General features: G+C 64.4%; 22 protein-coding genes. 17 read left to right on the top strand and 5 right to left on the bottom strand.

The window, feature by feature from the left end:
- Position 1 precedes the first annotated feature (1 nt).
- The 5 genes from QZ409_RS12800 to QZ409_RS12780 form a co-directional block, all read right to left on the bottom strand.
- A complete protein-coding gene (locus QZ409_RS12800; RefSeq protein ID WP_296711762.1) occupies positions 2-1,006 on the bottom strand; it encodes a complex I NDUFA9 subunit family protein in 1,005 nt (334 codons plus the stop codon).
- 192 nt (positions 1,007-1,198) lie between these two features.
- Positions 1,199-1,630, bottom strand: a complete 432-nt coding sequence (locus tag QZ409_RS12795; protein WP_296711760.1) for a MaoC family dehydratase — start codon at positions 1,628-1,630, stop codon at positions 1,199-1,201.
- Positions 1,627-2,034 carry a hypothetical protein gene (locus tag QZ409_RS12790; protein WP_296711759.1) on the bottom strand — a complete coding sequence of 136 codons (408 nt, stop codon included), beginning with the start codon at positions 2,032-2,034 and terminating at the stop codon, positions 1,627-1,629. The genes QZ409_RS12795 and QZ409_RS12790 overlap by 4 nt, the downstream gene beginning before the upstream one ends.
- Before the next feature lie 3 nt (positions 2,035-2,037).
- On the bottom strand, positions 2,038-3,258 hold the full coding sequence (locus QZ409_RS12785) for a beta-ketoacyl-[acyl-carrier-protein] synthase family protein (RefSeq protein ID WP_296711758.1): 1,221 nt from the start codon (positions 3,256-3,258) through the stop codon (positions 2,038-2,040).
- A complete protein-coding gene (locus tag QZ409_RS12780; RefSeq protein WP_342394842.1) occupies positions 3,255-3,530 on the bottom strand; it encodes an acyl carrier protein in 276 nt (91 codons plus the stop codon). Before QZ409_RS12780 ends, QZ409_RS12785 begins: the two co-directional genes overlap by 4 nt.
- A 214-nt stretch (positions 3,531-3,744) precedes the next feature.
- Between QZ409_RS12780 and QZ409_RS12775 the strand changes: the two genes are divergently transcribed.
- The 17 genes from QZ409_RS12775 to QZ409_RS12695 all read left to right on the top strand — a co-directional run bounded on the left by QZ409_RS12775 (position 3,745) and on the right by QZ409_RS12695 (position 25,842).
- Positions 3,745-4,194: a group III truncated hemoglobin gene (locus tag QZ409_RS12775; protein WP_296711756.1), complete on the top strand. Its 450-nt coding sequence runs from the start codon at positions 3,745-3,747 to the stop codon at positions 4,192-4,194.
- 102 nt (positions 4,195-4,296) lie between these two features.
- Positions 4,297-5,709: an adenosylhomocysteinase gene (gene ahcY / locus QZ409_RS12770; RefSeq protein WP_296711754.1), complete on the top strand. Its 1,413-nt coding sequence runs from the start codon at positions 4,297-4,299 to the stop codon at positions 5,707-5,709.
- Between the two features lie 165 nt (positions 5,710-5,874).
- Positions 5,875-8,385, top strand: a complete 2,511-nt coding sequence (locus QZ409_RS12765) for a PAS domain-containing sensor histidine kinase (RefSeq protein WP_296711751.1) — start codon at positions 5,875-5,877, stop codon at positions 8,383-8,385.
- The gene (gene tsaE, locus QZ409_RS12760) at positions 8,382-9,914 is read left to right on the top strand and encodes a tRNA (adenosine(37)-N6)-threonylcarbamoyltransferase complex ATPase subunit type 1 TsaE (RefSeq protein WP_296711749.1); all 1,533 of its coding nucleotides are present in this window, start codon (positions 8,382-8,384) and stop codon (positions 9,912-9,914) included. Before QZ409_RS12765 ends, tsaE begins: the two co-directional genes overlap by 4 nt.
- Positions 9,911-10,636 carry a nucleotidyltransferase family protein gene (locus QZ409_RS12755; protein WP_296711746.1) on the top strand — a complete coding sequence of 242 codons (726 nt, stop codon included), beginning with the start codon at positions 9,911-9,913 and terminating at the stop codon, positions 10,634-10,636. The genes tsaE and QZ409_RS12755 overlap by 4 nt, the downstream gene beginning before the upstream one ends.
- Positions 10,637-10,699: 63 nt before the next feature.
- Entirely contained in the window at positions 10,700-13,792 is a 3,093-nt protein-coding gene (addB, locus tag QZ409_RS12750; RefSeq protein ID WP_296711742.1) for a double-strand break repair protein AddB, read from the top strand.
- A complete protein-coding gene (gene addA, locus QZ409_RS12745) occupies positions 13,789-17,253 on the top strand; it encodes a double-strand break repair helicase AddA (RefSeq protein ID WP_296711740.1) in 3,465 nt (1,154 codons plus the stop codon). The genes addB and addA overlap by 4 nt, the downstream gene beginning before the upstream one ends.
- Positions 17,254-17,317: 64 nt before the next feature.
- Entirely contained in the window at positions 17,318-17,866 is a 549-nt protein-coding gene (locus QZ409_RS12740; RefSeq protein WP_296711737.1) for an iron transporter, read from the top strand.
- Between the two features lies 1 nt (position 17,867).
- Positions 17,868-18,203, top strand: a complete 336-nt coding sequence (locus QZ409_RS12735; RefSeq protein WP_296711734.1) for a cupredoxin domain-containing protein — start codon at positions 17,868-17,870, stop codon at positions 18,201-18,203.
- A 33-nt stretch (positions 18,204-18,236) separates the two neighbouring features.
- Positions 18,237-19,070: an FTR1 family protein gene (locus QZ409_RS12730; RefSeq protein ID WP_296711730.1), complete on the top strand. Its 834-nt coding sequence runs from the start codon at positions 18,237-18,239 to the stop codon at positions 19,068-19,070.
- On the top strand, positions 19,034-20,473 hold the full coding sequence (locus tag QZ409_RS12725) for a 4Fe-4S binding protein (protein ID WP_296711727.1): 1,440 nt from the start codon (positions 19,034-19,036) through the stop codon (positions 20,471-20,473). The genes QZ409_RS12730 and QZ409_RS12725 overlap by 37 nt, the downstream gene beginning before the upstream one ends.
- 153 nt (positions 20,474-20,626) lie before the next feature.
- The gene (locus tag QZ409_RS12720) at positions 20,627-20,968 is read left to right on the top strand and encodes a hypothetical protein (RefSeq protein ID WP_296711725.1); all 342 of its coding nucleotides are present in this window, start codon (positions 20,627-20,629) and stop codon (positions 20,966-20,968) included.
- Positions 20,969-21,207: 239 nt separating this feature from the next.
- Complete coding sequence (locus QZ409_RS12715; RefSeq protein ID WP_296711721.1) at positions 21,208-21,591, top strand: hypothetical protein; 384 nt, start codon at positions 21,208-21,210, stop codon at positions 21,589-21,591.
- Positions 21,592-21,593: 2 nt separating this feature from the next.
- Positions 21,594-22,532 (top strand): hypothetical protein, encoded by a 939-nt coding sequence (locus tag QZ409_RS12710; protein ID WP_296711718.1) that lies wholly within the window; start codon positions 21,594-21,596, stop codon positions 22,530-22,532.
- A gap of 601 nt (positions 22,533-23,133) precedes the next feature.
- Complete coding sequence (locus tag QZ409_RS12705; protein ID WP_296711716.1) at positions 23,134-23,697, top strand: recombinase family protein; 564 nt, start codon at positions 23,134-23,136, stop codon at positions 23,695-23,697.
- A gap of 531 nt (positions 23,698-24,228) precedes the next feature.
- A complete protein-coding gene (locus QZ409_RS12700; RefSeq protein WP_296711710.1) occupies positions 24,229-24,462 on the top strand; it encodes a hypothetical protein in 234 nt (77 codons plus the stop codon).
- Between the two features lie 315 nt (positions 24,463-24,777).
- A complete protein-coding gene (locus QZ409_RS12695) occupies positions 24,778-25,842 on the top strand; it encodes a primase-helicase family protein (protein WP_296711707.1) in 1,065 nt (354 codons plus the stop codon).
- Positions 25,843-25,895: the final 53 nt, after the last annotated feature.

Genomic DNA, 25,895 nt, shown 5'->3' with positions numbered 1-25,895 from the left:
CTTAAACCGCGCGCTGGTCGGCGTATTGGCCGGTCTTGCGGAAGCGGTAGAGATAGGTCGGGACGATGGCCTCGATCGATTCCGGCGCGATGCCGAGGCCGGCGAGGGTGCGGCCCTCGACGCTGGCCTGTTCCGAAACGACATTGTCGCGTTTGAGCAGTTCGACCTGGTCGGCGGTGAAGACGAATTCGGCCGGCAGGAGGCCGAGCAGCAATTTGTTGAGCGTCTCGGTCACGGAGCCGAGCGCGGCGGCCGGGCCGAAGGGCAGCGGCGCGAGCAGGCGGCGGCGGTGGATCGTCGCCAGAGTATATTCCAGCACTTCGCGCATTGACTTCACTTCCGGTCCGCCAAGTTCATAGACCGCGCCATCCTTGCCTTGACCGCCCAGCAGGCGGGCGCCGGCCTTGGCGACGTCGCCGACATAGACCGGCTGCAATTTCGTCACGCCGCCGCCGATCAGCGGCAGGGCGGGGAGGAAGCGGGCCATGGCCGCGAAACGGTTGAAGAACTGGTCCTCCGGTCCGAACACCACCGAGGGGCGCAGGATTTTGGCCGAAGGCAAGGCGGCCAGAACCGCCGCTTCGCCGGCGGCCTTGGTGCGCGCATAGGCCGAGGGCGAGTTGGGATCGGCGCCGATGGCCGAAACATGCACGAAATTGGAAATCCCGGCCGCCTGCGCCGCCTTGGCGACGGCCGCGGCGCCTTCGGCCTGGACGCCGTCGAAGGTCTGCTTGCCCCAGGGCGCGAGAATGCCGACGAGATTGACCGCCGCCTCGGCGCCGCGCAGGGCGGCGGCGAGCGAGTCCGGATAGCGGATATTGGCCTGAACGGCGTTGATCTGGCCGACGCGGCCGAGCGGCTGAAGATGGAAGGCGAGATCGGGCCGCCGCGTCGCGACGCGGATGCGCCAGCCATCGCGGGCAAGCGAACGGACCAGATGGCGGCCGATGAAGCCGGAGCCGCCGAAGACGGTGACGATGCGATCCTGGGGCTGAATGTCGGTCATCGATGCGAGCCTTTGATTCGTGCAACGGCGTTTTTTGGATTCGCGCAGCGGCGCTTTTGGATTCGGGCAGACGGCGCTTTGCCGTCTGATTAGACAAAACGAGGCCGCGCGTCCATGCGACTCTTCTCCAAAGCGAACCTCGCCAAAGAGGAGCCTCAAAGAGCGTCCCTCCGGCCAAGGCGCTGTCGGCGATCAGCCGCCGGCCGGCGTCAGGCGCGCCTCGCCCATCAGGGCGGGCGCTCCGCTCGCCGTATGAGCGATCAGCCGCAGGACGGCGACGAAACGTTTGTCCGCTTCGTCGAGCTTGACGACCCGCGCGGTCAGGGAGGCGGTCTCTCCTTCCAGCACGGGCGTCAGGAATTGTCCGGTCAGCCCGATGATGGTGAGTTCAGGGCGCCAGTCATGCAACATCGGCTCGAAGGCGGCGAGCAGCTTCATCCCGTGGACGGGGCGGGCGGAAAAGCCGAAGCCCTGCGCGAAGGCGAGATCGAGATGCAGCAAGTTGGAATCGCCGGAAACCGCCGCATATTCGGCCAGATCAGCGATGGTGAAGGGGCCGATGGTCCGTGGGGGAAGCTTTTCGCCGACGCGCGGCGCGGGTGGGGCGGAATTGGAAGCCGTCATGGTCGGGCGGCTCCGGGAACGGTCGCGGGGTCGATCAGGCGCAGCGTGGAGACGATGCGGCCGACGCGGATGCCCTCGGTGTCAAAGACTTCCGCAGTGACGATCAGCCGCGCGGGCTCCAGCTCGCGCCGGAACTCCAGCATGAGGTCATAGCTTTCGCCGAGCTGGATCGGCCGCACATATTCGAAATGTTGGGCCTCGTGCACCGGCAGGCCGATTTCCTGCGCGGCGGAGCGCACCGCCCCGCCGATTTCCGGCAGGTTCATCACGATGACCGGGAAGCTGGCGGGCGGAAGCCCCTCGGCCTCGCGCCAGCCCGTCGCGCGCCGGAAGGCGGCGACGACGTCCGGCGACGCCGTTGCGCGCAACGGTCCCATATTTTGGACGAGCGGCGTCGCGTTCATGTCTCAGGCCTGGGCGTGAGGCGTCACGATCAGCGAGGCGTTGATGCCGCCGAACGCAAGCGAATTCGACAGCACCGCGCGGATCGGCATTTGCAGCGCGGTCGGGCCGACCAGCCGGATCGCGCATTTTGGATCCTGAATCTCGGTGTTGAGATTAGGCGGGGCGACCTGTTCGCGCAAGGCCATGATCGAGATCATCAGCTCCAGCGCGCCGCTTGCGCCCATGGCGTGGCCATGCACGGGCTTGGTCGAGGAGACGGGAAGATCAGCGCAATAATCGCCGAAGGCGCGGTTGAGGGCTTCGGCCTCGGTCACATCGTTCATCACCGTCGCCGTGCCATGGGCGTTGACGTAATCGATGTCGGTCGGCGCGAGGCCCGCGTCGTCCAGCGCCATGGTCATGCAGGCGGCGGCGCTGGCCGCGTCCGGGCGCACCGGGTCGAGGCCATCGGTATTGGTGCCATAGCCAGCGATTACCGCGAGCGGCGTGGCTCCGCGCGCCAAAGCGACCTCCTCGGCCTCGATCACGAACATGGCGGCGCCTTCGCCGAGCACCATGCCGTTGCGGTTCTTGGCGAAGGGTCGGCAGAGGTCGGGCGTGAGCACGCGCAAACATTCCCAGGCGCGCATGGAGCCATTGGTGGCGCAGGCCTCCGAGCCGCCGACAATGGCGCGGTCGATCATGCCCGCGCGGATCATCTGCACGGCGAGGCCGACCGCCTGGCTGCCCGAAGAACAGGCGCTGGCGAGGGCGAAACAGGGCCCGGTCGCGCCATAGCGCATGGAAATCTGGGTCGGGCCGGCGCTCGGAATGAGCTTGGGCACCGTCAGCGTGTCTGGCCGCTTGTTGGCGAAATAGACGTTATAGATGCCGTCGTCGCAGGTGCGCATTCCGCCCGCGCCCGTGCCGAGCAGGGAGGCGCAGCGCGAGCCCTGACGTTCGCTGGGGTCGAGCCCGGCCTGCGCCAGCGCCTCGTCGGCGGCGACAATGGCGTAAGCCGTGAACGGATCGGCGAAAGGCGCCAGTTGCGGCCCGAGCAGAGCCTCGATATCGAAGTCGCGGACCTGGGCGGAAATGCGGATGCGGCCGCCATAGGGCTCGCGCACGATCAGCGGGCCGGTGCAGGGCGTGCCGTCGCGCGCCGCACGCCACAGGAATTGGGCTCCGATTCCGGCCGCCGAAACGGCGCCCATCCCGGTGACTACGACTCGCCTGGAACTCATTTCTCGGTTTTTTCCTTCAGGATATGGGCGCTGATCGCCTCGACCAGGCCCTTGAGGTCCGTGGCCTCCTGGAAAGAGCCGTCCATCGGGATATAGACGTCGAATTTTTCCTCGATGGCGGTCAAAATCATCACAATGTCGATGGATTTCAGGCCGAGGCTTTCGATCGTCGCGTCGTCCTGAAGCTTTTCACGAGGAATCATGCCCTCGGTGGCGATGACATCGAGAATGTCGTTGATCATCGTCGGCTGGTCATTCGAAACCGAAGTCAATGGCGCACCCCTGGTTGCGGTCGGCAATCCCGTTCGTCGCTCGGGCGGCCCTGAGGCGCGCGATCCGATGTCGCCGGGAGATGCGTCGGATCCCAAATAAATTGAATCCGGACGCCCCTCCATGTAGCAAAGTGTCTCAGGCGGCGCCAAACCAATTTTTTCGCGCCCGGCGGGCCGCCGCGCCCGGACCGGAAAAATGTTTCAGGACAATAAGATGCCGCACCCCCTCGCGATACGCTCCGCCGCCGTTGAAGAGCCGCCGCCGGGCCTGACCGAGGAAATGGTGGAGCGTCTGGTGCGTGAATTCTATTCGCGCGCCCGATCCGACTCGTTATTGGGCCCGATTTTCGAGGCGCGGTTGGCCGGACATTGGGAAGAACATATCGCTCGCCTGACTGATTTCTGGTCGCAGATCGGCCTGCGGACCGGACGCTATGAAGGGCGGCCTCTGCCGGCCCATGCGGCGCTTGGCCTGGAGCCAGAGCATTTCAAAATCTGGCTGGGCCTGTTCGAGCAGACGGCGCGCGACGTTCTGCCGCCGGATGGGGCGCGCTTTTTCATCGCCCGCGCCCACCGCATCGCCGAAAGTTTTCAGCTTGGCCTGAACATCGGAGAAAAGGCTCTGAATTTCCGCGCTGCCCAGCGGTCGCGCGATCCGGAATGACATCATATAAAGAGTTGCTTATATCTTTATTGCCTGTCGGCGGCGCGGCTGCTATAGAAGCCGCCAATCTCAAGCCGCCAGCCGCAACAGGATGGGAAAGTCATGAACGCCAGCCATCTCACCCATGATTATGTCGTCGCCGACATCGACCTCGCCGATTGGGGCCGCAAGGAAATCGCCATCGCCGAAACGGAAATGCCGGGCCTGATGGCCACGCGCGCCGAATATGGCGCCAGCCAGCCGCTGAAAGGCGCCCGCGTCGCCGGCTCGCTGCATATGACCATCCAGACTGCCGTGCTGATCGAGACGCTACAGGCGCTCGGCGCCGATGTCCGCTGGGCGTCGTGCAATATTTACTCGACCCAGGACCACGCCGCCGCCGCCATCGCCGCCGCTGGCACGCCGGTCTTCGCGATCAAGGGCGAGAGCCTCGAAGAATATTGGGACTACACCCACCGCATTTTCGAATGGGGCGACGGCGGCACGCCGAACATGATCCTCGACGACGGCGGCGACGCCACGCTGCTGATCCATCTCGGCCTGCGCGCCGAGCAGGGCGACACCGCCTTCCTCGACAAGGCGACGAATGAAGAAGAGGAAGTCCTCTTCGCGGCGATCAAGAAGCGCCTCAAGGCCAATCCGGGATTCTATGGCCGCTGCGCCGCCGCCATCAAGGGCGTGACCGAGGAGACCACCACGGGCGTCCACCGTCTCTACATCATGGAGAAGGAAGGCAAGCTGCTGTGGCCGGCGATCAACGTCAATGATTCGGTCACCAAGTCGAAATTCGACAATCTCTATGGCTGCCGCGAATCGCTGGTGGACGGCATCCGCCGCGGCACCGACGTGATGATGGCCGGCAAGGTGGCGATGGTCGCGGGCTTCGGCGACGTCGGCAAGGGCTCGGCGGCTTCGCTGCGCAACGCCGGCTGCCGCGTGCTGGTCTCGGAAATCGATCCGATCTGCGCCCTTCAGGCCGCCATGGAAGGCTATGAAGTGGTGACGATGGAGGACGCCGCGCCGCGCGCCGACATCTTCGTGACGACGACCGGCAATATTGACGTCATCACCATCGACCATATGCGCGCCATGAAGGACCGCGCCATCGTCTGCAACATCGGCCATTTCGACTCCGAAATTCAGGTCGCCGCGCTGCGCAACCTGAAATGGCATAATGTGAAGCCGCAGGTCGACGAGATCGAATTCCCCGACAGCAAGCGCATCATCCTGCTGTCGGAAGGCCGTCTGGTGAATCTCGGCAACGCGACCGGCCATCCGTCCTTCGTGATGTCGGCCTCCTTCACCAACCAGACGCTGGCGCAGATCGAATTGTGGACCAAACCGGGCCATTACGCCAAAAAGGTCTTCACCCTGCCCAAGCATCTCGACGAGAAGGTCGCCAAGCTTCACCTTGGCAAGATCGGCGTGAAGCTGACGGCGCTGACCCCCGCGCAATCGGCCTATCTCTCGGTGCCCACGGAAGGCCCGTTCAAGCCGGAGCATTACCGCTACTGAGCCTTTTCGACGCCACGCCCTGTGGCGCCCTTGCATGATTCTGCGCCTTCGGCTCCCGCCGGAGGCGTTTTCTTTTTCGTTCCCCTTTCTTAACCAAGAATCCAGAGAGTAAATTCGAGTGATTCGCACAGGCTCCGCCCTGTGGGGGAAGGAGACTCCCGGTCCATGCCGCAAAGAGGAAGCCAGACAGGTCGCCGCCCGCGTGCGCGCCTGCGCTTTGCGCGCTGGCTTTCGGCCGTTTCGACGCTGGTCGTTTCCGGCGCGGCGGGCGCGCAGGCCGCCCCCGCCTTCGGCTTCGAGGACGCCGGCGGCCTCGTCGGCCTGTCGCTGGGCGCCGGACTCGTCGTTTTCTCGACCATTACCGCGCTTCTTCATCTCACCGGACGGCAGCGCTGGGCGCGCCGCGAAGCGGAGCTGACCGGCGAAGTCGACCATTTGCGCCAGCAGATGGAGCGCGCCCGCGCCTTTCTCGCCGCCGAAACGCAATTTGTGGTCGTCTGGGGCGGCGCCCATGGCGAACCCGAGATCGAAGGCGATGTGAGCCTGGTTCTTGACGCGCCGCTGCCGCGCCGCGTGCTGGGCTTCGGCGCCTGGCTGCCCGCCGACCAGGCGCAGGCGCTGGAGGCCAATGTCGCCCTGCTGCGCGAGCGCGGACAGGGCTTTCGGCAGGATCTGGTCAGCCAGGGCGGCCGCCATCTCGAGGCTGAGGGCCGCGCCATTGGCAGCCGCGTCGTGCTGCGCGTCCGCGACGTGTCCGGCGACCGGCTGGAGCTGGTGCGGCTGCGCAAGGTTCAGGCCCAGCAGATGGCGCAGCTCGAAACGCTGCGCGGCCTGCTCGATCTCTCCGCTCATCCCGTGTGGACGCGCGGCCCCGACCAGAAGCTCGACTGGGTCAACGAAGCCTACGCCCGCGCCGTGGACGCCAGGGATCCGATGGACGCCGTCGCGCGCGAGCTGGAGCTGCTCGAAAGTTCGGCGCGCGAATCGGCGGCGCGAGCCCGGCAGGGCGGCAATATCTGGCAGCGGCGCGAAAATGTCGTAGTCGCGGGCGTGCGGCGGATGATGGACGTGCTCGACGCGCCACTGCCGGACGGCGCCGGCGGCATAGCGGAAGATCTTGCGGAACTGGAGGCCTTGCGCGCCGATCACGCGCGGCAGGTTGAATCGCATATCCGCACGCTGGACCAGCTCTCCACTGGCGTGGCGATCTTCGATCGCGCCAAGAAACTGGTGTTCGCCAACGCCGCCTATCGGCATTTGTGGTCGCTGGATCAGGCCTTTCTCGACCAGAACCCGACCGACTCGCAAATTCTCGACCGGCTGCGCGCCGCGCGGCGGCTGCCGGAACAGGCAGATTATCGCGCCTGGAAAACCGCGCTGCACAACGTCTATCAAAGCATCGACCCGGCGCCGCAGATCTGGCATCTGCCTGACGGGCGTACGCTGCGCATCGCCTTTGACCCGAATCCGCAGGGCGGCGTCACCTATCTGTTCGACGACGTGACCGAGCGCTACAATCTGGAGTCGCAATATAATTCTTTGGCGCGGGTGCAGAGCGAGACGCTCGACGCGCTTCAGGAAGGCGTTGCGGTCTTCGGCGCCGATGGGCGGCTCAAATTGTGCAATCCGGCCTTCGGGCGAATTTGGCGCCTGCCGGTGGCCATGCTGGCGGAGCGGCCGCATATCGACGGCGTGGCGGCGGCCTGCAAGCCGCTGCTGCCGGACGACGCGGCCTGGTCGGACCTGCGCAGCGTGATCGCGGGGCTCCATGCCGTTCGCATGGGTTTCGAGCGCCGCATGAACCGCACCGATGGGGCCATTGTCGATTGCGCGGCGGCGCCGCTGCCGGACGGCGGCACGCTGCTGACCTTCATCGACGTGACCGACGGCGTGAATGTCGAGCGCGCCCTTAAAGAACGCAATCAGGCCCTGCTCGCCGCCGAGCAATTGCGCAATGATTTCGTCCACCACGTGTCCTACGAGCTGCGCTCGCCGCTCACCAATATCATCGGCTTCATCCAGCTGCTCGGGGACGACAGCGTCGGCCCGCTCAATGACAAGCAGCAGGAATATGCCGGTTATGTCCTGAAATCCTCCGCCGCCTTGCTCGCGATCATCAATGACATTCTCGATCTGGCGACTATCGACCGCGACGCCATGGAATTGCAGCTCGGCGACGTCGATATCCAGCGCACGATCCGCGAGGCCGCCGAGGGCTTGCAGGACCGGCTGGCGGAATCCCATGTCGAGCTGTCCATCGTCGCCGACCCCAACATCGGCTCTTTCCGCGCCGACGGCCAGCGCGTCCGGCAGATCCTGTTCAATCTGCTGTCCAACGCCATCGGCTTTTCCGAGCCGGGCCAGACCGTCACGCTCGCGGCGCTGCGCCGCGAGAGCGAAATCGTCTTCAAGGTGTCCGACTGCGGGCGAGGCATCCCGCCGGAATTGCTCGACAAGGTGTTCGGCCGTTTCGAGAGCCACACGCTCAATTCGCGCCATCGCGGCGTCGGCCTTGGACTTTCTATCGTGCGCGCCTTCGTCGAGCTGCATGGCGGCGAGGTGCGGATCGATTCCGCGCCGGGCGAGGGCACGGTGGTGACCTGCGTCATTCCCCTTCGCGCCGACGCTGTCGAGGATCGCCCGCAAGACCGGGCTTTGGCGGAGGGCGGGGCATGAACGAGCCGGTCTGGCGGGTCGATTTGCCCGATGAGGCGGCCACCCGCGCCCTGGCCGTCGAACTGGGCGGCATGGTCGGCGCCGGCGATCTGGTGACGCTGAGCGGCGATCTGGGCTCGGGCAAGACCACATTCGCCCGCGCCATGATCCGCCGTCTGACCGGCGATCCGGAGCTGGAGGCGCCGAGCCCGACCTTCACTCTGATGCAGGTCTATGATTCGGAGGCCTTTCCCATCGTCCACGCCGATCTCTATCGGGTGAAGGACCCCTCGGAGCTGGCCGAGCTGGGCTGGGACGAGGCCGCCGAGGGCGCGCTGGTGCTGGTCGAATGGGCGGAGCGCGCGGGTTCGGCATTGTCGGCCGATCGCCTCGATATCGCGCTTTTCGCCGATTCGCGACGCGGGCCGGATTTCCGCCGCGCCGAGATCGTGGGCCATGGCGCCGCCGCGCGCCGCCTGATCCGCCTTCGCGGCGCGCAAGCCCTGCTGGAACGCTGCGGCTGGGACGATGCCGAGCGCATTCACATGCAGGGCGACGCGTCGACGCGCGCCTATGAGCTTCTTGTCAAACCGGACGGCGACAAGGCCGTGCTGATGATCTCGCCGCCCCGGCCCGACGGCCCGCCGGTGCGCGGCGGCAAGCCCTATAGCGCTTTGGCCCATCTCGCCGAGAACATCCGGCCTTTCGTCGCCATGGACGAGGCGCTGCTCGCGCAGGGCTTTTCGGCGCCGCGCATTTTCGCCGCCGATCTCGAGGTCGGCCTCGCCGTGCTGGAATATCTCGGCGCGGAGGGCGTCGCCGGGAGCGCGGGGCCGATCCCCGATCGCTATGCGGAAGCCGCGCTGCTGCTCGCGCAATTGCACGCCCGCGACTTGCCGCGCGACATCATCTATTCCGGCGGGACCTATCGGATTCCGCCCTATGATCTCGAAGCTTTGCTGATCGAGGTGGAGCTGCTGGTCGAATGGTATGCGCCGCATATCGCCGGACTTCAGCTCGCCTCTGGCGCGCGGGCGCAATATGAAAACGCCTGGCGCTCGGTTCTGGCCCGTCCGCTCGCCGAGCCCGCGACCTGGACGCTGCGCGACTATCATTCGCCCAACCTGCTCTGGCTGCAGGGCCGTCAGGGCGTCCAGCGCGTCGGCGTGATCGACTTCCAGGATTGCGTGCTCGGCCCGCCGGCCTATGATGTCGTCGCGCTGTTGCAGGATGCGCGGGTGACGGTGTCGGACGAGCTGGAGCTGAAGCTGCTTGGCGCCTATGCGCTGGCGCGCAAGAAGGCGCAGCCCGAATTCGACATGGCCTCCTTCGCGGCGGCCTATGCGATCATGGGCGCCCAGCGCGCGAGCAAAATCCTCGGCATCTTCGCCCGGCTCGACAAGCGCGACGGCAAGCCGGCCTATCTCGCGCATATCCCGCGCGTAAAATCCTATCTCAAGAAGAATCTCGGCCATCCGGCGCTCGCCGATCTGAAAGCCTGGTTCGAGCAATATCTGCCCCAGCTGTTCGCGCCGGAGGACTCGGCATGAGCGCGGGGCCGGAAAAAGCTTTGGTCTTCGCCGCGGGCCTCGGCACGCGGATGCGTCCGATCACCCTGACGCTGCCCAAGCCACTGGTGCGGATCGGCGGCAGGACCATGCTCGACCACACGCTCGACCGGCTCGAAGACGCCGGCGTGCGCGAGGCCATCGTCAATGTTCACTGGCTGGCCGATCAGGTCGAGGACCATCTGCGCGACCGCCGGGCGCCGCGCATAAAAATATCGGACGAGCGTGACACGCTGCTCGATCAGGGCGGCGGCGTCGTCAAGGTTCTCGACCAATTCGGCGGCAAGCCCTTCTTCATTTGCAACACCGACGCGCTCTGGGTCGACGAGCCGGAGCCGCAGGTCGCGCGGCTCGCCCGCGCCTGGGACGGCGCGAAAATGGATGTGCTGCTGCTGCTTGCCGATATGAAGACGAGCCTCGGCGTGGAAGGGCGCGGCGATTTTTTCCGCGACGCGGCGGGGCGTCTGTCGCGGCCCGCGCCGGGCGAGGCGGCGCCCTTTGTTTATAGCGGCGTCGGGATCATGAAATCGTCCTTGTTCGAAGGCTGTCCGCTGGAGCCCTTCCGCCTCGCGCCTTTCTTTTTCGCCGCCGCCGAGCGCGGCCGCCTGTTCGGCCTGCCGCTCAAGGGCCGCTGGCTTCACGTCGGCTCCCCCGAGGCGATCGAGGACGCCGAACAGGTTTACGCGGCCGCGACCACTGTGTGAGGCGCCTATTCCGGCCCGCAAGGGCGCGATATGGTTTCGCCTCAGGCCGCGAAGGATTGAAATTTGGCGCCGCGCGTTTTCACAATTCCCCCCGGCGCGCCGTTTCTTGAGGTTTTCGCGCGCGCGCTGCTCGACGGGCGGGTCGTTCCCGGCCTGTCGCGCGAGTCCGGCCCGCTGGCTCTTGCCAAAGCGAAAATTTATGTGCCGACGCGCCGCGCGGGTCGCGCGCTCGCCGCCGAATTGGCCCGGCTGAGCGACGTTCCGGCCGTTCTGCTGCCGCGAATCCTGCCGCTTGGCGCGCTCGACGGCGAGAGTGGCGAGGCCGGCCTCGACAATCCGCTCGATCCCGAACTGCCGCGCGCGGCCGGGGACATCGAGCGGCGAATGATATTGGGCGAGCTGATTCTGGCCTGGGCGCGTCAGCTCAAACAGGCCATTGTCTCGATCGACGCCGACGGCGCGATCCACCACGCGCCGGAAACCTTGTTTGTCGCCTCTCATCCCGCCGACGCCTGGCGCCTGTCGGGCGAACTCGCCGCGCTGATCGACGAGATGATCATCGAAAACGTCGCCTGGCAGGGTCTTGAAAAACTCGGCGGCGAATTCGATGAATATTGGCGGATCACGCTGAAGTTTCTCGACATCGCGATCAAGGCGTGGCCGGCGTTGCAGGAGGCGCGCGGCTTCGTCGATCCGGCGCGGCGCCAGCAGGCCCTGATCGAGCGCGCGATCAGGAATGTTGCGGGCGAGGGCGATCCCGTCATTGCGATTGGTTCGACCGGCTCGAACATCGTGACGGCGCGGCTGTTGGCGGCGATTGCGCGGGCCGAGCAGGGCGCGGTGGTTCTGCCGGGGCTGGACCTTCATCTCGACGATGCGAGCTTCGCCGGGATCCAAGGCGAGGAAGAGCCTTGCGCGACCCATCCGCAAGCCTTTCTCAAGCGCCTGATCGAGACCATCGGAATTTTGCGCGAGGACGTCATGACGCTTGGAGCGCCGAGCGGCGCGCTCGCGGCACGCGACACCTTCGTCTCCGAGGCTTTTCGCCCGGCGGACACCACGGATCTGTGGCCACATTGGCGCGCCGCGCAGGCGCCCGGCGCGGTGGAGGCGGCTCTCGCCGATGTGGCGCTGATCGAGGCCGCGGACGAACGCGAGGAGGCCCTGGCCATCGCCGCCTGCCTGCGCGAGGCGTTGGAGCACAAGGACCGCACGGCGGCTCTGGTGACGCCGGACCGCGCCCTTGCCGAGCGCGTGCGCGCCGAGCTGCTGCGTTGGAATGTCGAGATCGACGATTCCGGCGGCTTCGCGCTCGCCGCCTCAAGGGCCGGGGTGATCGCGCGGCTGATTCTGCGGGCGCTTTCAGGCGCTGGCGCCGATTGGGCGGCGTTGCTGTCGCATCCGGATTTTTCGCTTGGCTTCGGCGACGACGCCGAGCGTCTGGCGCACCAGTTCGAGCTTGGCGTTTTGCGCGCGGAGGCGGGCGGCATGTTCTGGCGCGACCGCATCGCCCCGGCGCAGGCGGCGGCGCAGGACGACCACGCGCATCCGCGCCAGAAGGAAATTTCGGCGCAGGATTGGACGGCGCTGCGGGATTTTGCGGAAAGGCTCGACGCCGCCTTCGCGCCCTTGCAGGCGCTGGCGCAAGCGGGCGAGACGGGGCTGAAGCCCTGGCTCGCCGCGCACCGCAAGGCTCTCGGCCTGATCGTGGCGGGCGACGAGGCTGCGCTGCCTGCGGGAGAGGACGGCGCTGCGCTTGAGCGGCTGTTTGCGGAGCTGGAAAATTTCGCCAATGCGGTCTTCACCTTCCATGCGGAAAGCTATGCTGCCTTCTTTGACGCGTTGATCGGCGAGCAGGTCCTGCGCGGTCCGGCCCGCGCGCATCCGCGCCTCAAAATTCTGGGCCTGCTCGAAGCGCGCCTGATCGGCGTCGACCGTCTGGTCATGGCGGGGCTGGACGAAACGATCTGGCCGCCGCGCGGCGAGACGGATTGTTTCCTCAACCGCCCGATGCGCGCGCAGCTTGGACTGTCGTCGCCGGAGCGGCGCATCGGCCAGACCGCCCATGATTTCGCGCAAGGTTTCGGTTCGCCGGAAGTGGTGCTGAGCCGCGCGAAGAAACGCGGCGGCTCGCCGACCAATCCGTCGCGCTTTCTCCAGCGCATGGAGGCGCTGGCGGGCGCGGCGATCTTCGCGGATTTGCGCGCGCGTGGAAAAATCTGGCTCGATTTCGCGCGCCAGCTTGACGCCGCAAAGCTGGCCGCGCCGCTTTCGCGTCCGGCGCCGGCGCCGCCGCTCGCCTTGCGCCCGCAAAAACTCTCGGTGACCCGGATCGAAACCCTGCGCCGCGATCCCTACGCGATCTATGCGGAATTCATCCTGAGACTTCTGCCGCTGCCGGAGCTCGATCAGGCGCCGGGCGTGCGCGAAATCGGCACGGCGCTGCATGACGCGCTGGAGCAATTCTGCCGGCTTCATCCCGTCGGATCGCTGCCGCCCGATGCGCGCGAAGAACTTGTCGCGCTGGCGCGGGAAAAACTGGCGGATTTCATGGACGACCCGGAATTTCTCGCCTTCCGCTGGCCGCGCCTTTTGCAAGGGCTCGATATCTTTCTGGCCTTTGAAGCGGAGCGGCGTCCGCAAATCGAGAGCCTCGCCGTCGAGGTCGGCGGACGGTTGACCATTCCGCTTGAGGATGGCTCGGACTTTGCGCTCACCGCCAAGGCGGACCGCATCGAATTGTTGAAGGACGGCACGGCGGCCGTGGCCGATTACAAGAGCGGTCGCCCGCCCTCCGACAAGGAAGTGCGCGCCGGCTGGTCGCCGCAACTCACGCTGGAAGCCGCCATGATCGAACGCGGCGCCTTCCGCGGCGTTCCCGCGCGCGAGGTGTCGGACGCCTTTTACGTGCCGGTCGGCGGGGGCGGCGCCAAGGCGCGCGGGTTCGACAACGCCAAGGAAAAGCCCTTCGCTGAACTGGTCGCGGGTCATTGCGACGAACTCGTCCGGCTCCTGAACGATTTCCGCGATCCGGCGCGTGGCTATCCAGCGCGGCCCTTCCCGCAATTCGCCTTGCGCTACAATGATTACGACCACCTCGCCCGTACGCGGGAATGGTCGGCTTCTGGCGCCGCCGAGGGCGGGGACGAGACATGAGCGGCGCGCGGCCCATTCCGGACGACACCCGGGCGCGGCAGGCGAAGGCCTCGGACCCGCTCAATTCGGCCTGGGTTTCGGCCAATGCCGGCTCCGGCAAGACCCATGTGCTGGCGCAAAGGGTGATCCGCCTGCTGCTGGCGCATTACGATCCGGGGCGCATTCTGTGCCTCACCTTCACCAAGGCGGCGGCGGCCAATATGGCCGAGCGCGTGTTCCAGAAGCTGGCGGAATGGACCGCGCTCGACGACGAGGCGCTGGCGGCGGCGATTGCGGCGACCGGCGCGCCGCGCCCGGAGCGGAAGGAGGAGCTGGATTTCGCGCGAAAACTCTTCGCGCGCGCGGTCGAGACGCCGGGCGGCCTGAAAATCCAGACGCTGCACGCCTTTTGCGAGCGCGTGCTTCACGCCGCCCCTTTCGAGGCCAATGTCGCGGCGGGTTTCGTCGTGGTCGAGGATGTCGAACAGCAGCAATTGATCGCGCGGGCGCGCCGCGACGTGCTGGCGCGGGCCGAGCGCGACGCAAAACTCGGCGCGGCTCTGGAGCGGGTCGCGCAGGACGCCGGGCTGGTATTCGACAAATTGCTTGAGGAGGCGCTGGGGCGGCGCGCGTTTTTTCGCGCCGAGACGCCGCAAGCCTTGCGCGCCGCGCTGGGGCTCGCGCCTGGCGACACGCCGGAGGCCTTGCGCGCCGAGATGCTGGATGGGGGAGGCGGGCCGGAAAGCTGGCTCGATTTCGCCGCCTTCCTGCGCGGCGGTAAAAAGACGGACAATGACAATGCGAGCGGTTTCGAGCAGGCCCATCGCCATTGGAAGGCTGGCCGCTTCGACGAGGCGCGCGCGGCGCTTTTCAGCGTTTTTTTCACGGGCAAGGGCGAACCGGCCAAACGCTTGCTGACGGGCGATCTTGCCAAGGCCCGCCCGGACCAGCTCGCGGGGCTGGAGCGCGAGCAATTGCGATTGCTCGGCCTGCGCGAAAAAATGAAAGCGGCCGAAACCGCCGAGCGCAGCCTCGCCCTGAGCCTGCTCGTCAACGCCATTCTCGACCGCTACGAGGCGCTGAAGGCCGAGCGGCAAATGCTCGATTTCGACGATCTCATCTCCCGCACCCGCGCCTTGCTGTCGCGCTCCTCCGCGCGCTGGGCGCTACAGAAACTCGACGCGGGGATCGACCATATTCTGGTCGACGAGGCGCAGGACACCAGCGCCGCGCAATGGGAAATTCTCGACCGCATCTCCGAAGATTTTTTCACGGGCGAAGGGCAGGCGCGGCGCGCGCGCAGCTTCTTCGCGGTGGGCGATGAGAAACAGTCGATCTTCTCCTTTCAGGGCGCCGAGCCCGCGCTCTTCGCGCGCAAGCAGAAAGAATTCCAGAAAAAGGCCCTTGGCGCACAAAAGCCCTTCGAGCCGGTACTGCTGACGCTCTCCTTCCGCTCGGCGCCGGGCGTGCTCGAAGCGGTGGACAAGGTCTTTTCCTTCCCCGAACATTTTCGCGGCCTTTCCGCGCAGGAAGACAATGTCCGCACGGTTCACGAGGCGTGGAAACGCGAGGCGCCGTCGCGGGTCGAAATCTGGGACGTGATCGCGCCGGGCGACAAGGAGGAGCGCCGAGACTGGCGCCTGCCGCTCGATTTCCGCGACGAGGCCGATCCGCCGGTCGCGGCGGCCCGGCGCATAGCCGAGACGATCCGGCTCTGGCTGGAGCCGGGCTCCGGCGAGACAGTGTTTGAAAACGGTGTGCGCCGCCCGGTTCGTCCCGGCGACATCATGATTCTGGTGCGCCGCCGCGACGCCTTTTTCGACGCCATGATCCGGGCCTTGCGCGAAAAACACGTACCGGCGGCGGGCGCCGACCGGCTGAAGCTCGCCGAACATATCGCGGTGATGGACCTGGCCGCCATCGGTCGCGCGTCGCTGCTCCCCGAAGACGATCTCACCCTCGCCACGGTGCTCAAGACGCCCTTGTTCGGCTTTGACGACGACGACCTGATCCGCCTCGCGCCGGGGCGGACGGGGTCGCTGCATGACGCGTTGCGGGCCTCCACGGAAGAGAAATATCAGGCCGCCTGCGCCCAGCTCGACTTGCTGCGCCAGATGGGCCGGACTCTGCCGCCCTTCGCCTTTTACGCCCGGCTGCTCGGCCCGCGCGGCGGGCGGCGGGCCTTTCTCGCGCGGCTTGGCCCCGAGGCCGGCGACGCGCTTGACGAATTCCTCAATCTCGCTCTGGCCCATGAGAGCGCCCGCGCGCCCTCGCTCGCCGCCTTTCTTGCCGAAGTCGCGGCGCTGGACGTTTCGATCAAGCGCGACATGGACCTCACCTCGTCTTTCGTGCGCGTGATGACGGTTCACGCCGCCAAGGGGCTCGAGGCCAAGATCGTGTTCCTGCCCGACGTTTGCGCGGCGCCTGTCGGCAATCGCGACGGGTCGCTGTTTGCGCTGGCCTCCGCGCAGGGCGATTCGCTTCTCGCCTGGTCGCCGAAGAAGGATCTCGATTGCGCCGCCGTCGCGGCGTCGCGCGCGGCGCGGCGCGAGGCGGCGGGCGAGGAATATCGCCGCCTGCTCTATGTCGCCATGACCCGCGCCGAGGAGCGGCTCTATATCGCCGGCCATCGCGGCGCCCGGGCGATCTCGCCCGAAAGCTGGCGCGCCTTCATCGAATTTGCTTTGCTTGAGGGCGCGACCGAGGCGCCCGCGCCCTGGGGCGGGGAGGATAAGGTGCTGCGTTTCGGGCAGCCCGAAACCGCGCCCGCGGCGCCTTTGGCCGCTGCTTTCCCCGCGTCGGAGCAACCCGTCGCGTCGCCACCCGCCTGGCTGTTCGCGCCCGCGCCCGCTGAAGCCGCCGCCGCGCCGCCCCTGCGCCCGTCAAGCGCGCTTGAGGGCGCCGATCAGGCGCTCGCGGACGAATCGGCGCTGTCGCCGCAGCGCGCTCAGGCGCTGGAAGAGGGGCGTCTCGCCCATCGCCTGCTGCAATTCCTGCCGGACCTGCCGCAGGACGCCCGGCGTGAGGCCGCTTTGCGCGATCTCGCCGCGCAGGGGCTTGCGCCGGAGCGGGCGGAAAAGCTCACGGGCGCCGCGCTCGCCATTCTGGACGATCCGCGCCTTGCGCCTCTGTTTGGCGCGAAATCTATCGCCGAAGCGCGGATCGCCGCGCGGCTGCCCCGGCCGGGCGGCGGCTTCGTCGATATTGCGGGCTCCATCGACCGCATGGCCGAAACGCCAGCCGGCGTCTGGCTCGTGGATTACAAGATGGGCGCGCCGCGCGCGGATCGGCGCGCGGTCTATGCCGCGCAGCTCGCGCTTTATCGCGCGGCGGTCGCCCAGCTTTACCCCGGCAAGCCCGTGCGCTGTTTTCTCATCCACGCCTCGGGGCCGGTCGTGTCAGAGATCGAGGCCGCAGAGCTTGACGCCGCCTTGAACGCGGCCTTGCGCGAAAGCCGGGGAGCGAAATTAGAAATTTTCTAAAGAAGCCGGATTTAATTGCGCGTCGGCGGCCGAAGTTGAAACTGGCGGAAAAGGAGTTCAACCCATGAAATTCGTGTCGCTTAAAGCCTGCCTCGCCGCCGCCACCCTTCTTGCAGCCGGTTCTTTCGCCTTCGCCAAGGAAACTCCCGTTGGCAAGCCGCAATCCGTCGGCGGCATGGAGATCGGCGCGGTCTATCTCCAGCCGATCGAGATGGAGCCGGCGGGCATGATGCGCGACGCCAAGGAGTCCGACGTTCATCTCGAAGCCGATATTCATGCCGGCAAGGAAAATCCCAACGGCTTCGCCAAGGGCGACTGGATTCCCTATCTCGTCATCGGCTATGAACTGACAAAGGAAGGCTCGGAGGAAAAGCGCACGGGCGATTTCATGCCGATGGTGGCGGACGACGGTCCGCACTACGGCGACAATGTCAAGTTGATGGGCGCGGGCCGCTATAAGCTGACGCTGCATATCGCGCCCCCGGACGCCAATCCCCACGCGCATTTCGGCCGCCATGTCGATAAGGAAACAGGCGTTGGCCCCTGGTTCAAGCCGTTCGACGCCGTTTATGAATTCACCTATGCCGGCACCGGCAAGAAGGGCGCCTATTGAGATGAAATTCGCCGCGTTTCTCAGCTTTCTCGTTCTGGCCTCCGCGCCGCTCGCCTCGGCGCGCGCCGAGGACGCGCCGAGTTTTCGCATCGAGTTCAATGACGGGAAGTTCGAGCCGCAACGGCTCGAAGTGCCCGCCAACAAGACCATCGAGATCGAACTGGTGAACAAGGGCCAGGGGCCGGCGGAATTCGAAAGCAAGCAATTGCGCAAGGAGAAGGTGCTCGCGCCCGGCGCGACCACCACCCTCGTCATTCGCGGTCTCGACCCGGGCGAATATGATTTCTTCGACGATTTCCACCCGGACGCGCCGCCGGCGGTGCTGGTCGCCAAATAAGGTTCGTCCAGCAGGGTTTGTAAGGAGAAAAAAGTGGGTCAGTTCGGCAATGTCGTCTTCATCGTCTGGCGCGAGAGCATCGAGGCGTTGCTGGTCATCGGCATTTTGCAGGCCTGGCTCGGACAACGGGGCGAAGAAGGCCGCACGCGCGGCCGCGCCTTTCTGTGGGCCGGCGTCGGCGCGGGCCTGCTCGGCGCCGCCGCATTGGGCGCCGCGCTGATCCTGTTCGGCGACCAGCTCGACGACGACCGCCAGCAATTGTTCCAGACCCTGCTCATGCTGGTCGCTTCCGGGCTGATCGTGCAGATGGTGGTGTGGATGCGCCGCCACGGGCGCACGCTAAAGCGCGATCTTGAAAGCGCGCTCCAGCAGGCCGCCGACACTTCGAACTGGTGGGGCGTGTTCACGCTCGCCGCCATCGCCGTGGCGCGCGAAGGCGGCGAAACCGTGGTCTTCCTCGCGGGCACGCTTTCGGCTGCGCACGGCGCCGCGCTTGTCTCCGCCGGCCTTTCGGCGCTGGCGGGCCTCGGCCTTGCGGTGCTGAGCTATCTCGCGCTGCAATGGGGCAGCCGCATCCTATCCTGGCGCGTGTTCTTCCGCATCACGGAAGTCATGTTGCTGCTGCTGGCCGGTGCGCTGCTGCTGACGGCGGCGGATAATCTCGTTGCGCTCGGGTTCCTGCCGCGCCTGTCCGGCCGTCTCTGGGACGCTTCCGGCCTGCTCTCGGACGGCGGTGGGATCGGCGGCATGTTCTCTTCGCTCACCGGCTGGCGCGCGCGTCCGGACCTGACCGAACTGATCGTGTTCCTTGCTTATTGGGGGGCCATGGTATGGCTGTTGTATCGGCCTCAGACCGCGTCGCGGTGAGCGCCGCCGAGGCGCGCGCGGATCGGATCGACGCCGCCCTCGCGCGGCTCGGAACCTGGCTGCACGATCATCAGAAGCTCATTCGACGCCTGCAATGGGGCGTCGTCGGCGTTTACGTCGGGCTGCTGGTCGTGCCTGCTATCTTGCCCTTGCCGCAGGGCGCCGCCCATATCTGGACGAATGTCACCCTTTTCGCGCAATTCGTGTTCTGGGGCATCTGGTGGCCCTTCGTGCTGGTCTCGATGGTGCTGGTCGGGCGGCTGTGGTGCGGCTTGCTTTGCCCGGAAGGCGCGCTCAGCGAACGCGCGGCCGAACATGGGCGCGGCGGCGCCATCCCGGGCTGGCTGCAATGGAAGGGCTGGCCCTTCATCGCCTTCGTCCTGACGACGATCTACGGCCAGATGACCAGCGTCTATCAATATCCGGGCCCGGCGCTGCTGGTGCTCGGCGGCTCGACCGTGGCGGCGATCGGCGTCGGCTATCTATGGGGGCGCAACAAGCGCGTCTGGTGCCGGTTCTTGTGCCCGGTCACGGGCGTGTTCAACCTGCTCGCCAAGATGTCGCCGCTGCATTTCCGGGTCGATCGCGAGGCCTGGGCGCATTGGCCCAAGCCGCGCGGCAGCCATCAGGAGGTGCTAAATTGCGCGCCGCTGGTGCCGGTGCGCTCGATGCGCGGCGCCGGAACCTGCCACATGTGCGGGCGGTGCAGCGATTTCCGCGGCGCCGTGACGCTGGCGCGGCGCTCGCCCAGTCATGAGATCGTCCATGTCGCGGGCGAAATGACCAATCCATGGCAGAGCGCTCTGATCCTGTTCGGCATGCTCGGCGTCGCCGCCGCCGCCTTCCACTGGAGCTCCTCGGCGATCTATGTCGCGATCCGCCAGGCCCTGGCCGACCGGATCGTGGACGGGGGCCTGATCTGGCCGCTGGAGCCGGTGCTGCCCTGGTATGTCCTGACCAATTATCCCGCTCTCAACGACACCATGACTCCGCTCGATGGCCTGGTCCTGCTGATCTATATCGGCGGCTTTGCGCTTGCGGCGGGCGCGTTGCTCAGCCTTTGCGTCGCCGTGGCGACGCGGGCCTGCGGCGCATGGTCCTGGGCGCGCTTCCATCATTTCGCGCAGGGTCTGATTCCCGTCGCAGCCTGCGGCGTTTTCCTGGGCCTGTCCTCGCTGACCGTGACCATGCTCAAGGCGGAGGGAATCATCCTGCCTTTCGTGGGAGTCTTGCGTGCGGGACTACTGATTGGCGCAGGCCTGTGGGCCTTGTGGCTCGGCTGGAGCATCGCGCGAACCAAGACCGAATCGCTCTCGCGCCAGCTTGCGGCGACGCTGGCTTTCGCGGTCGCGGCAGCTCTGGGCTGCACGGTCTGGGCGACCCTGTTCTGGCGCGTGCTCTGAGCGCGGACTTGTCGCGCTTCAGGCCATAAAAAACCCCGCTTTCGCGGGGTTTTTTATGGTGCCCAGGAGAGGCGCTTAGATGACTGACGATCAACCCTAGAGCGTTGAACTTACCCGGTTATGCTACATCGTCAAACTAGCTTGTATCACCAAATGTATCACCTGACCTCGACAGGCCGCTGGGGCCAGCAAACGGCGCAAAACGGCGGACAGCGGACCACCGCCGAAGTCGTAGACGGAGAGAATAGCTGGGCGCAAAGCGAACTTAGGCAGCATTTCCGGTCCGCAGGAACAGTAGCCGAACCTGAGCAGGGCCTTCAGCAGGTGGCTCGGCCCGATACGTCCTCCGAAATGCAGGCTGCGCCTTGGGCCACCAAGTCCAACAACTTACTCCCGATATTTTGCCGAGTCGAAGATCACGTTTCGGTGATCGTGATCTTCGCTGGCATGGGGGTGGGGGCTAACGCAACGCTTTATTTTTTTGACTTTTTTTGACCATATTTTCCGCGTGCGCCTGCAACGCCATAGTTTATAAACTTAAGGTATAGCGAATGGATGCCGCAATGCTGAAGCAGCGCGGTATAACTCCGCCGGTTTTAATGCTATAATAAGCTGGCTTGAGCTAGGCCGAGGACAGATCGTCCAGATTTATGCTTACCTCTGCATAACAGGATGCCATGGTGATCCTAACAACTTTGGTGAGCTTCGCTGGCGGCCCAAACGGTGCCTCCCACTTGGGCAGCCTGATCGCCGACGCCAACGGCGACCTGTTCGGCACCACAGATGGGGGCGGACCGTATGGCGCCGGAACGGTGTTTGAGATCTTCAAGCCCGGCAGTGGCTACGCCAGTACCCCCACCATACTGTATAGCTTCACTGGCGGCGCAGACGGCGCCACTAAGGGTATTACATCTCTGAACGCCACAGGGGCGAGTTCGACTTCTAAGACCACCCAGGTATCGAGTCCAACAACACCCAGTTTGGACGCCTCTTCCACCCGAATATCCGCGCCAGAAAACAAGCGCCCCTATCCTGCGCCTGCCGAGGTGCAGATCCAAGAAGGCGCCAAAGGTGTTCGGTTCGATTTCAATGATGGCTGTCAAAATGGGAGGACGTAACCATGACCACTTACGATGTAAACCTCTCGGTTGGGACCGGCACGGTCGAGGGATCGATTCAAACAGATGGGGCTTTGGGCGTTTTGTCCCAGACTGATATCACGAATGCGGACCTGACTTTGACTAATGGCTCCTACACCTGGACGATTACGGGAACGGAGCCTTTTTCGTTGTTTGGGACGGACTTGTCAGCGACAATCAGCGGCCTCTTATTCAACTTTGGAGGTAGTGGTGGAGGGTTCGTCTGGCAAGAATTGGGCTTTGAAGATACAAGCGGCTCAGTAAGTGGGCATCCTTCAACTATATCCTTCAACCTACAGACAGTTGGTGACCCATCGAGTCCGATTTGGGTCCCACACACTGGCAACGTGGAAATTGCCCAGGTTGAGGAGGCAGACACCGGTGCGGAGTCGCCGACATTGAACGCCCCGAATAAGCTCAGTGTGTCGCCTAACCAGCCAGCCTCAATGGGGATCACGGCGTCGCCAGTTGATTCCGACGATATGCTCTCGGTGAAGATCAGCGGCGTTCCGCTTTTCGAATCCATAACAGCACCTGCTGGCGATACCGTCACCCGCCAGTTGGTGCATGGCCGCGGCAAGGGGGATACGCTAACCTTCACGATAACCGCCGGTACTGCCGGACAGGCGATTAGCGATCTGGTGCTGAACTCGACTTTCCCTGGAAAAGGCCACCCGGTGAACACCTTCACAGTAACGGCATCAAACAGCGCTACTGGGGAGACAGGGACCTCGGCGGCGCAAATCATTACCGTAACGGACCCGCCCGCGAGCGCAACGAATTTCAACTATGTTGGGCTAATGCAGGAGTGGCGGGATATGCTCATGCCGCAACCTTCGGCCTTCGGCGAGTACAGCTATGCCGACGCCCCGAAGGGTTCTTGGCTGACGAGCCTGGCTTCTCCGCTTTCGAGACAATAGTGGGAAGAATGATGGCTCAACCTCGATAAGCAGCCGTCTGCCCTAACCCGACGGACGGCTGCAGTGGGGCGACATGAAGCGTCCGTGACACTATCGCGTAGGTCGGCTTCGAGCCGATTCCCGTCATTGAGGTGAAGGTATCAAGCGTGTGATTTCGACCACTCTAGGCAAAGATAAGCAAACAAGTTTCCCGGATGCTGCATCTGGAAGCCTCGCCCTACCGGCCCTGTGCTGACCAGTCTGACAACATTAGGCTGACAGACACACCCGGCCCCCGCTGCCCCTTCACGCCACGCGAATGACGAACAACAACGGCGGCTTTAGGCCCCTTCTTTTGAAGTCGATTCCTGGCGGAACGTCCAAAAAGGAAGACCGGGAGGCCCCTATCCGCCCCCTAGGTTGCCGCTGGGTTACCAATCGCCACTTTGTAACGCCTTGCCGCCGCGCCTGTTTCAGGCGGCGCTATCAATAGACCAAGCCCTTGTGATTCGTCCCGAATATCTCCCTGAGCCTATCACACACATACCTATTGACTTTTGATAAGAAATTATCACTATGTCTTTGGTCCTAATGATTGGCTTGGGCAGGGCGGACAAACACAATGATCATCGGCTATGCGCGTACCTCGACCTCGGAACAGAAGGCGGGCTTGGAGGCCCAAGAGCGCGACCTTAAGGCGGCAGGCGTGAAGCGCACCTTCAGCGAGCAGACAAGTTCCGTGGGGCCACGTCAGGAGCTTGAAGCAGCCATCGACTATGCTCGCGAGGGTGACGTGCTGATTGTGACCAAGCTAGACCGTCTAGCGCGCTCCGTGAGCCACCTGGGAGAGCTTGTGAGCCGCCTAGAGACCAAGGGGGTATCCCTGCGAGTCCTCGCCATGGGAATGGACACAGCGACTCCCACAGGCCGCCTAATGATCAACCTGCTCGGGTCCATCGCTCAATTCGAGAGGGAAATTATGCTTGAGAGGCAGCGCGAGGGAATCGCGAAGGCCAAGGGCGAAGGGAAATACAAAGGGAGGGCTCCCACAGCGCGGGCCAAGGCGGATGAAATCATTCGGCTCACAGACGCGGGTATGTCGCGCGAAGCGATTGCCACCAAGCTGGGGATAGGCGTGGCGTCGGTCTATCGCGTCCTAAAGTCTGCCAAAGAGGCCGCTGCGTAGGGAAGGCCTTGAGAGGGCAAATCGGCTAATGGGTTATATCGGGAAGCCTCGCGGCCTCCTGTAGGAACGCAACGGGAGGGACTGGGATAAATACCGGACCTTAGGGCTGGAAACTATCTGATAACAGCAGGTTAACTCCAGCCTCCTTCGCCTGTAACCATCTCCCGCCTTAGGGTTAGCCTCCTCCATTCTGGACACGCCATCAGGCTCCAGCGAAACATTTGACACCTGGGCCGAAAACTAGCTGATTTCAGTGGTTTAGTTCCGGCCCGCTTCGCCTAGGAGCCTCTTCCGCCTTAGGGCAGTCCACACCACACCTGAAGACGCCATCTTGCATCGGGGCTAATTTTGGTACCCTAGGCAATAATAGCACCGTAAAAGCAACGGGATAGCTAACGCGGCCCTCCGTAGGTTGTCCCTTTTGAATAAACAGAGCTACCTCACGTGCCTGTCACTCCTGGCGGCCCCGATAGCTGCCACCCTTGGACCCCTTTAGCGGGTCCTTTTTTGTTTGTCGGATGAAAGACACCAATGACTATGAACATGACCAGAAAGTTCCGCCGAGAGGCCGGAGCCGAATCTAACACACCTTTCTATGGCTTCTATGTCCGCCTCGCTGGAGACGCGCGCAAAGCCTTCGTGACCACACAGGAGCGCATGACGGCCTCCATGGGTGGCGTCCCCAGTAACCCCATGCTGCTTGATGAGTTGCTTAGGGTTTATCTCGGCCAGTCCGAAGGGCTCCGACAGGAGAGCGCCAAGTGAGCAGGCCAATTGCTCCACAAAATGGAATATATACACCATGACAAACAGACGAAACACAGTGAGTGTACGCCTTTACGTTCGTCGCGACCTCTTAGAGCGACTAACGAGTGTTAGCTCGCAAGGGAGACATTCTCTCTCCACCTTGGCGAACGCGGCTATCGAAGTCGCACTTATCACCCCATCCAGCATAGCGAAGAACGCACAGGACGTTAGCGACACATGGCAACTCACTCTAGATTAATCGCGGCAGAGACAGCCCGACGTATGCTTGCATCTGGGGAGGCCGTGCGGGCGGGTTCCAAAGAAGAACAACAGATGATGGTTGAGCTTTGGGAGAAGGTAGCGAAGAAGTTTACGTACATCGCCAGCGCTGGGAAGTGGACCTATCGGGATAAGGGCACTGATAAGGGCTTGCTGGCCGACTGTGCCGCCCAAAGAACTATCGACGCGGAGTTTCGGACGGCGCTGCCTGTGCTGAGCTACGGTCGGAAGGATGAGCAAGTTAGGATGACTTACAAGACTCCCCAGCTGCCCGATGTGACTAACCCTTGGCTTGAAGCAAGCTTTGAGCAGTACCGAAAAGGCCGCAGACAAGAGCTACCACTAGCCAAGATGCTCATCGCGGACTTTTGGGACACGTATCCAAGCAAGCCTCGCATTGTTGAGCTTGAGGACGGAAGCCGGGCCTTCAATCTGTGGTCAGCGCCCACTGTCAAAGCGACAAGGTCGGAGAATTACCACGAGCCGCGCTGGTTTCTTGATGTGGTCGACAGGTTCTTTGGGAAGCATGGCACTGAGCGGGAATATTTCCTCGATTGGTGCGCTCACCTCGTTTGCCACCCAGAGGTCAAGATGCCGGTCTCGGTGTTGCTTACTTCGGGACTCACAGGCGCTGGCAAGAACTTCATAGCCGACGCTCTCAAATGGATGGTTGGCGAGAGGAACACCAAAAGCGTCACCTCAGATTCCTTGAAGGGGGGCTTCCACTCGTTCATCCCTGGCACGTCGCTCGTGGTCATCAGCGAGCTTTACGAGGGCGGAAACTATGGCTTTGCGGACAAGCTGAAGACGCTTCAGTCAGAGGACACGCTGCTTGTGAACCTCAAATACGGACCACAAGAGAACGTGCGGAACAGGACGCACTTTCTGGTCTTCTCGAACAATGCCGTGCCAATCAATCTCGATGAGAACGACCGCAGATGGTTCACCTTTGCGAGTCCACAGCGCGAAGCAATGCCTGCCGATTGGTGGGCGGACAAGTGGCGGTTCCTCAAGAACCCAAGGGGTGGCTTGCTGCGGATTCCGACGAAGCCGGCCACGCATTCCAATAGGAAGCCGGCCACCTATTCCGATCTGAAGCCGGCCAGCGTTCCGATTTGAAGCCGGCCACTTGCAGTTTGCCGCCGCAGGTCAGGATTGATGATGTTTCGCCG

The organism is Rhodoblastus sp., assembly GCF_019449565.1.
Lineage (GTDB): Bacteria > Pseudomonadota > Alphaproteobacteria > Rhizobiales > Beijerinckiaceae > Rhodoblastus.
Note: the sequence above shows the minus strand (reverse complement) of the source record. Positions and strands in the feature narration are given on the sequence as shown.

What these genes read in the sequence shown, in the direction of transcription:
- QZ409_RS12800 (WP_296711762.1), bottom strand. Translation starts at nt 1,006, where the DNA reads ATGACCGACATTCAGCCCCAGGATCGCATCGTCACCGTCTTCGGCGGC.
- QZ409_RS12795 (WP_296711760.1), bottom strand. Translation starts at nt 1,630, where the DNA reads ATGACGGCTTCCAATTCCGCCCCACCCGCGCCGCGCGTCGGCGAAAAG.
- QZ409_RS12790 (WP_296711759.1), bottom strand. Translation starts at nt 2,034, where the DNA reads ATGAACGCGACGCCGCTCGTCCAAAATATGGGACCGTTGCGCGCAACG.
- QZ409_RS12785 (WP_296711758.1), bottom strand. Translation starts at nt 3,258, where the DNA reads ATGAGTTCCAGGCGAGTCGTAGTCACCGGGATGGGCGCCGTTTCGGCG.
- QZ409_RS12775 (WP_296711756.1), top strand. Translation starts at nt 3,745, where the DNA reads ATGCCGCACCCCCTCGCGATACGCTCCGCCGCCGTTGAAGAGCCGCCG.
- ahcY (WP_296711754.1), top strand. Translation starts at nt 4,297, where the DNA reads ATGAACGCCAGCCATCTCACCCATGATTATGTCGTCGCCGACATCGAC.
- QZ409_RS12765 (WP_296711751.1), top strand. Translation starts at nt 5,875, where the DNA reads ATGCCGCAAAGAGGAAGCCAGACAGGTCGCCGCCCGCGTGCGCGCCTG.
- tsaE (WP_296711749.1), top strand. Translation starts at nt 8,382, where the DNA reads ATGAACGAGCCGGTCTGGCGGGTCGATTTGCCCGATGAGGCGGCCACC.
- QZ409_RS12755 (WP_296711746.1), top strand. Translation starts at nt 9,911, where the DNA reads ATGAGCGCGGGGCCGGAAAAAGCTTTGGTCTTCGCCGCGGGCCTCGGC.
- addA (WP_296711740.1), top strand. Translation starts at nt 13,789, where the DNA reads ATGAGCGGCGCGCGGCCCATTCCGGACGACACCCGGGCGCGGCAGGCG.
- QZ409_RS12740 (WP_296711737.1), top strand. Translation starts at nt 17,318, where the DNA reads ATGAAATTCGTGTCGCTTAAAGCCTGCCTCGCCGCCGCCACCCTTCTT.
- QZ409_RS12735 (WP_296711734.1), top strand. Translation starts at nt 17,868, where the DNA reads ATGAAATTCGCCGCGTTTCTCAGCTTTCTCGTTCTGGCCTCCGCGCCG.
- QZ409_RS12725 (WP_296711727.1), top strand. Translation starts at nt 19,034, where the DNA reads ATGGCTGTTGTATCGGCCTCAGACCGCGTCGCGGTGAGCGCCGCCGAG.
- QZ409_RS12720 (WP_296711725.1), top strand. Translation starts at nt 20,627, where the DNA reads ATGTATCACCTGACCTCGACAGGCCGCTGGGGCCAGCAAACGGCGCAA.
- QZ409_RS12710 (WP_296711718.1), top strand. Translation starts at nt 21,594, where the DNA reads ATGACCACTTACGATGTAAACCTCTCGGTTGGGACCGGCACGGTCGAG.
- QZ409_RS12705 (WP_296711716.1), top strand. Translation starts at nt 23,134, where the DNA reads ATGATCATCGGCTATGCGCGTACCTCGACCTCGGAACAGAAGGCGGGC.
- QZ409_RS12700 (WP_296711710.1), top strand. Translation starts at nt 24,229, where the DNA reads ATGACTATGAACATGACCAGAAAGTTCCGCCGAGAGGCCGGAGCCGAA.
- QZ409_RS12695 (WP_296711707.1), top strand. Translation starts at nt 24,778, where the DNA reads ATGATGGTTGAGCTTTGGGAGAAGGTAGCGAAGAAGTTTACGTACATC.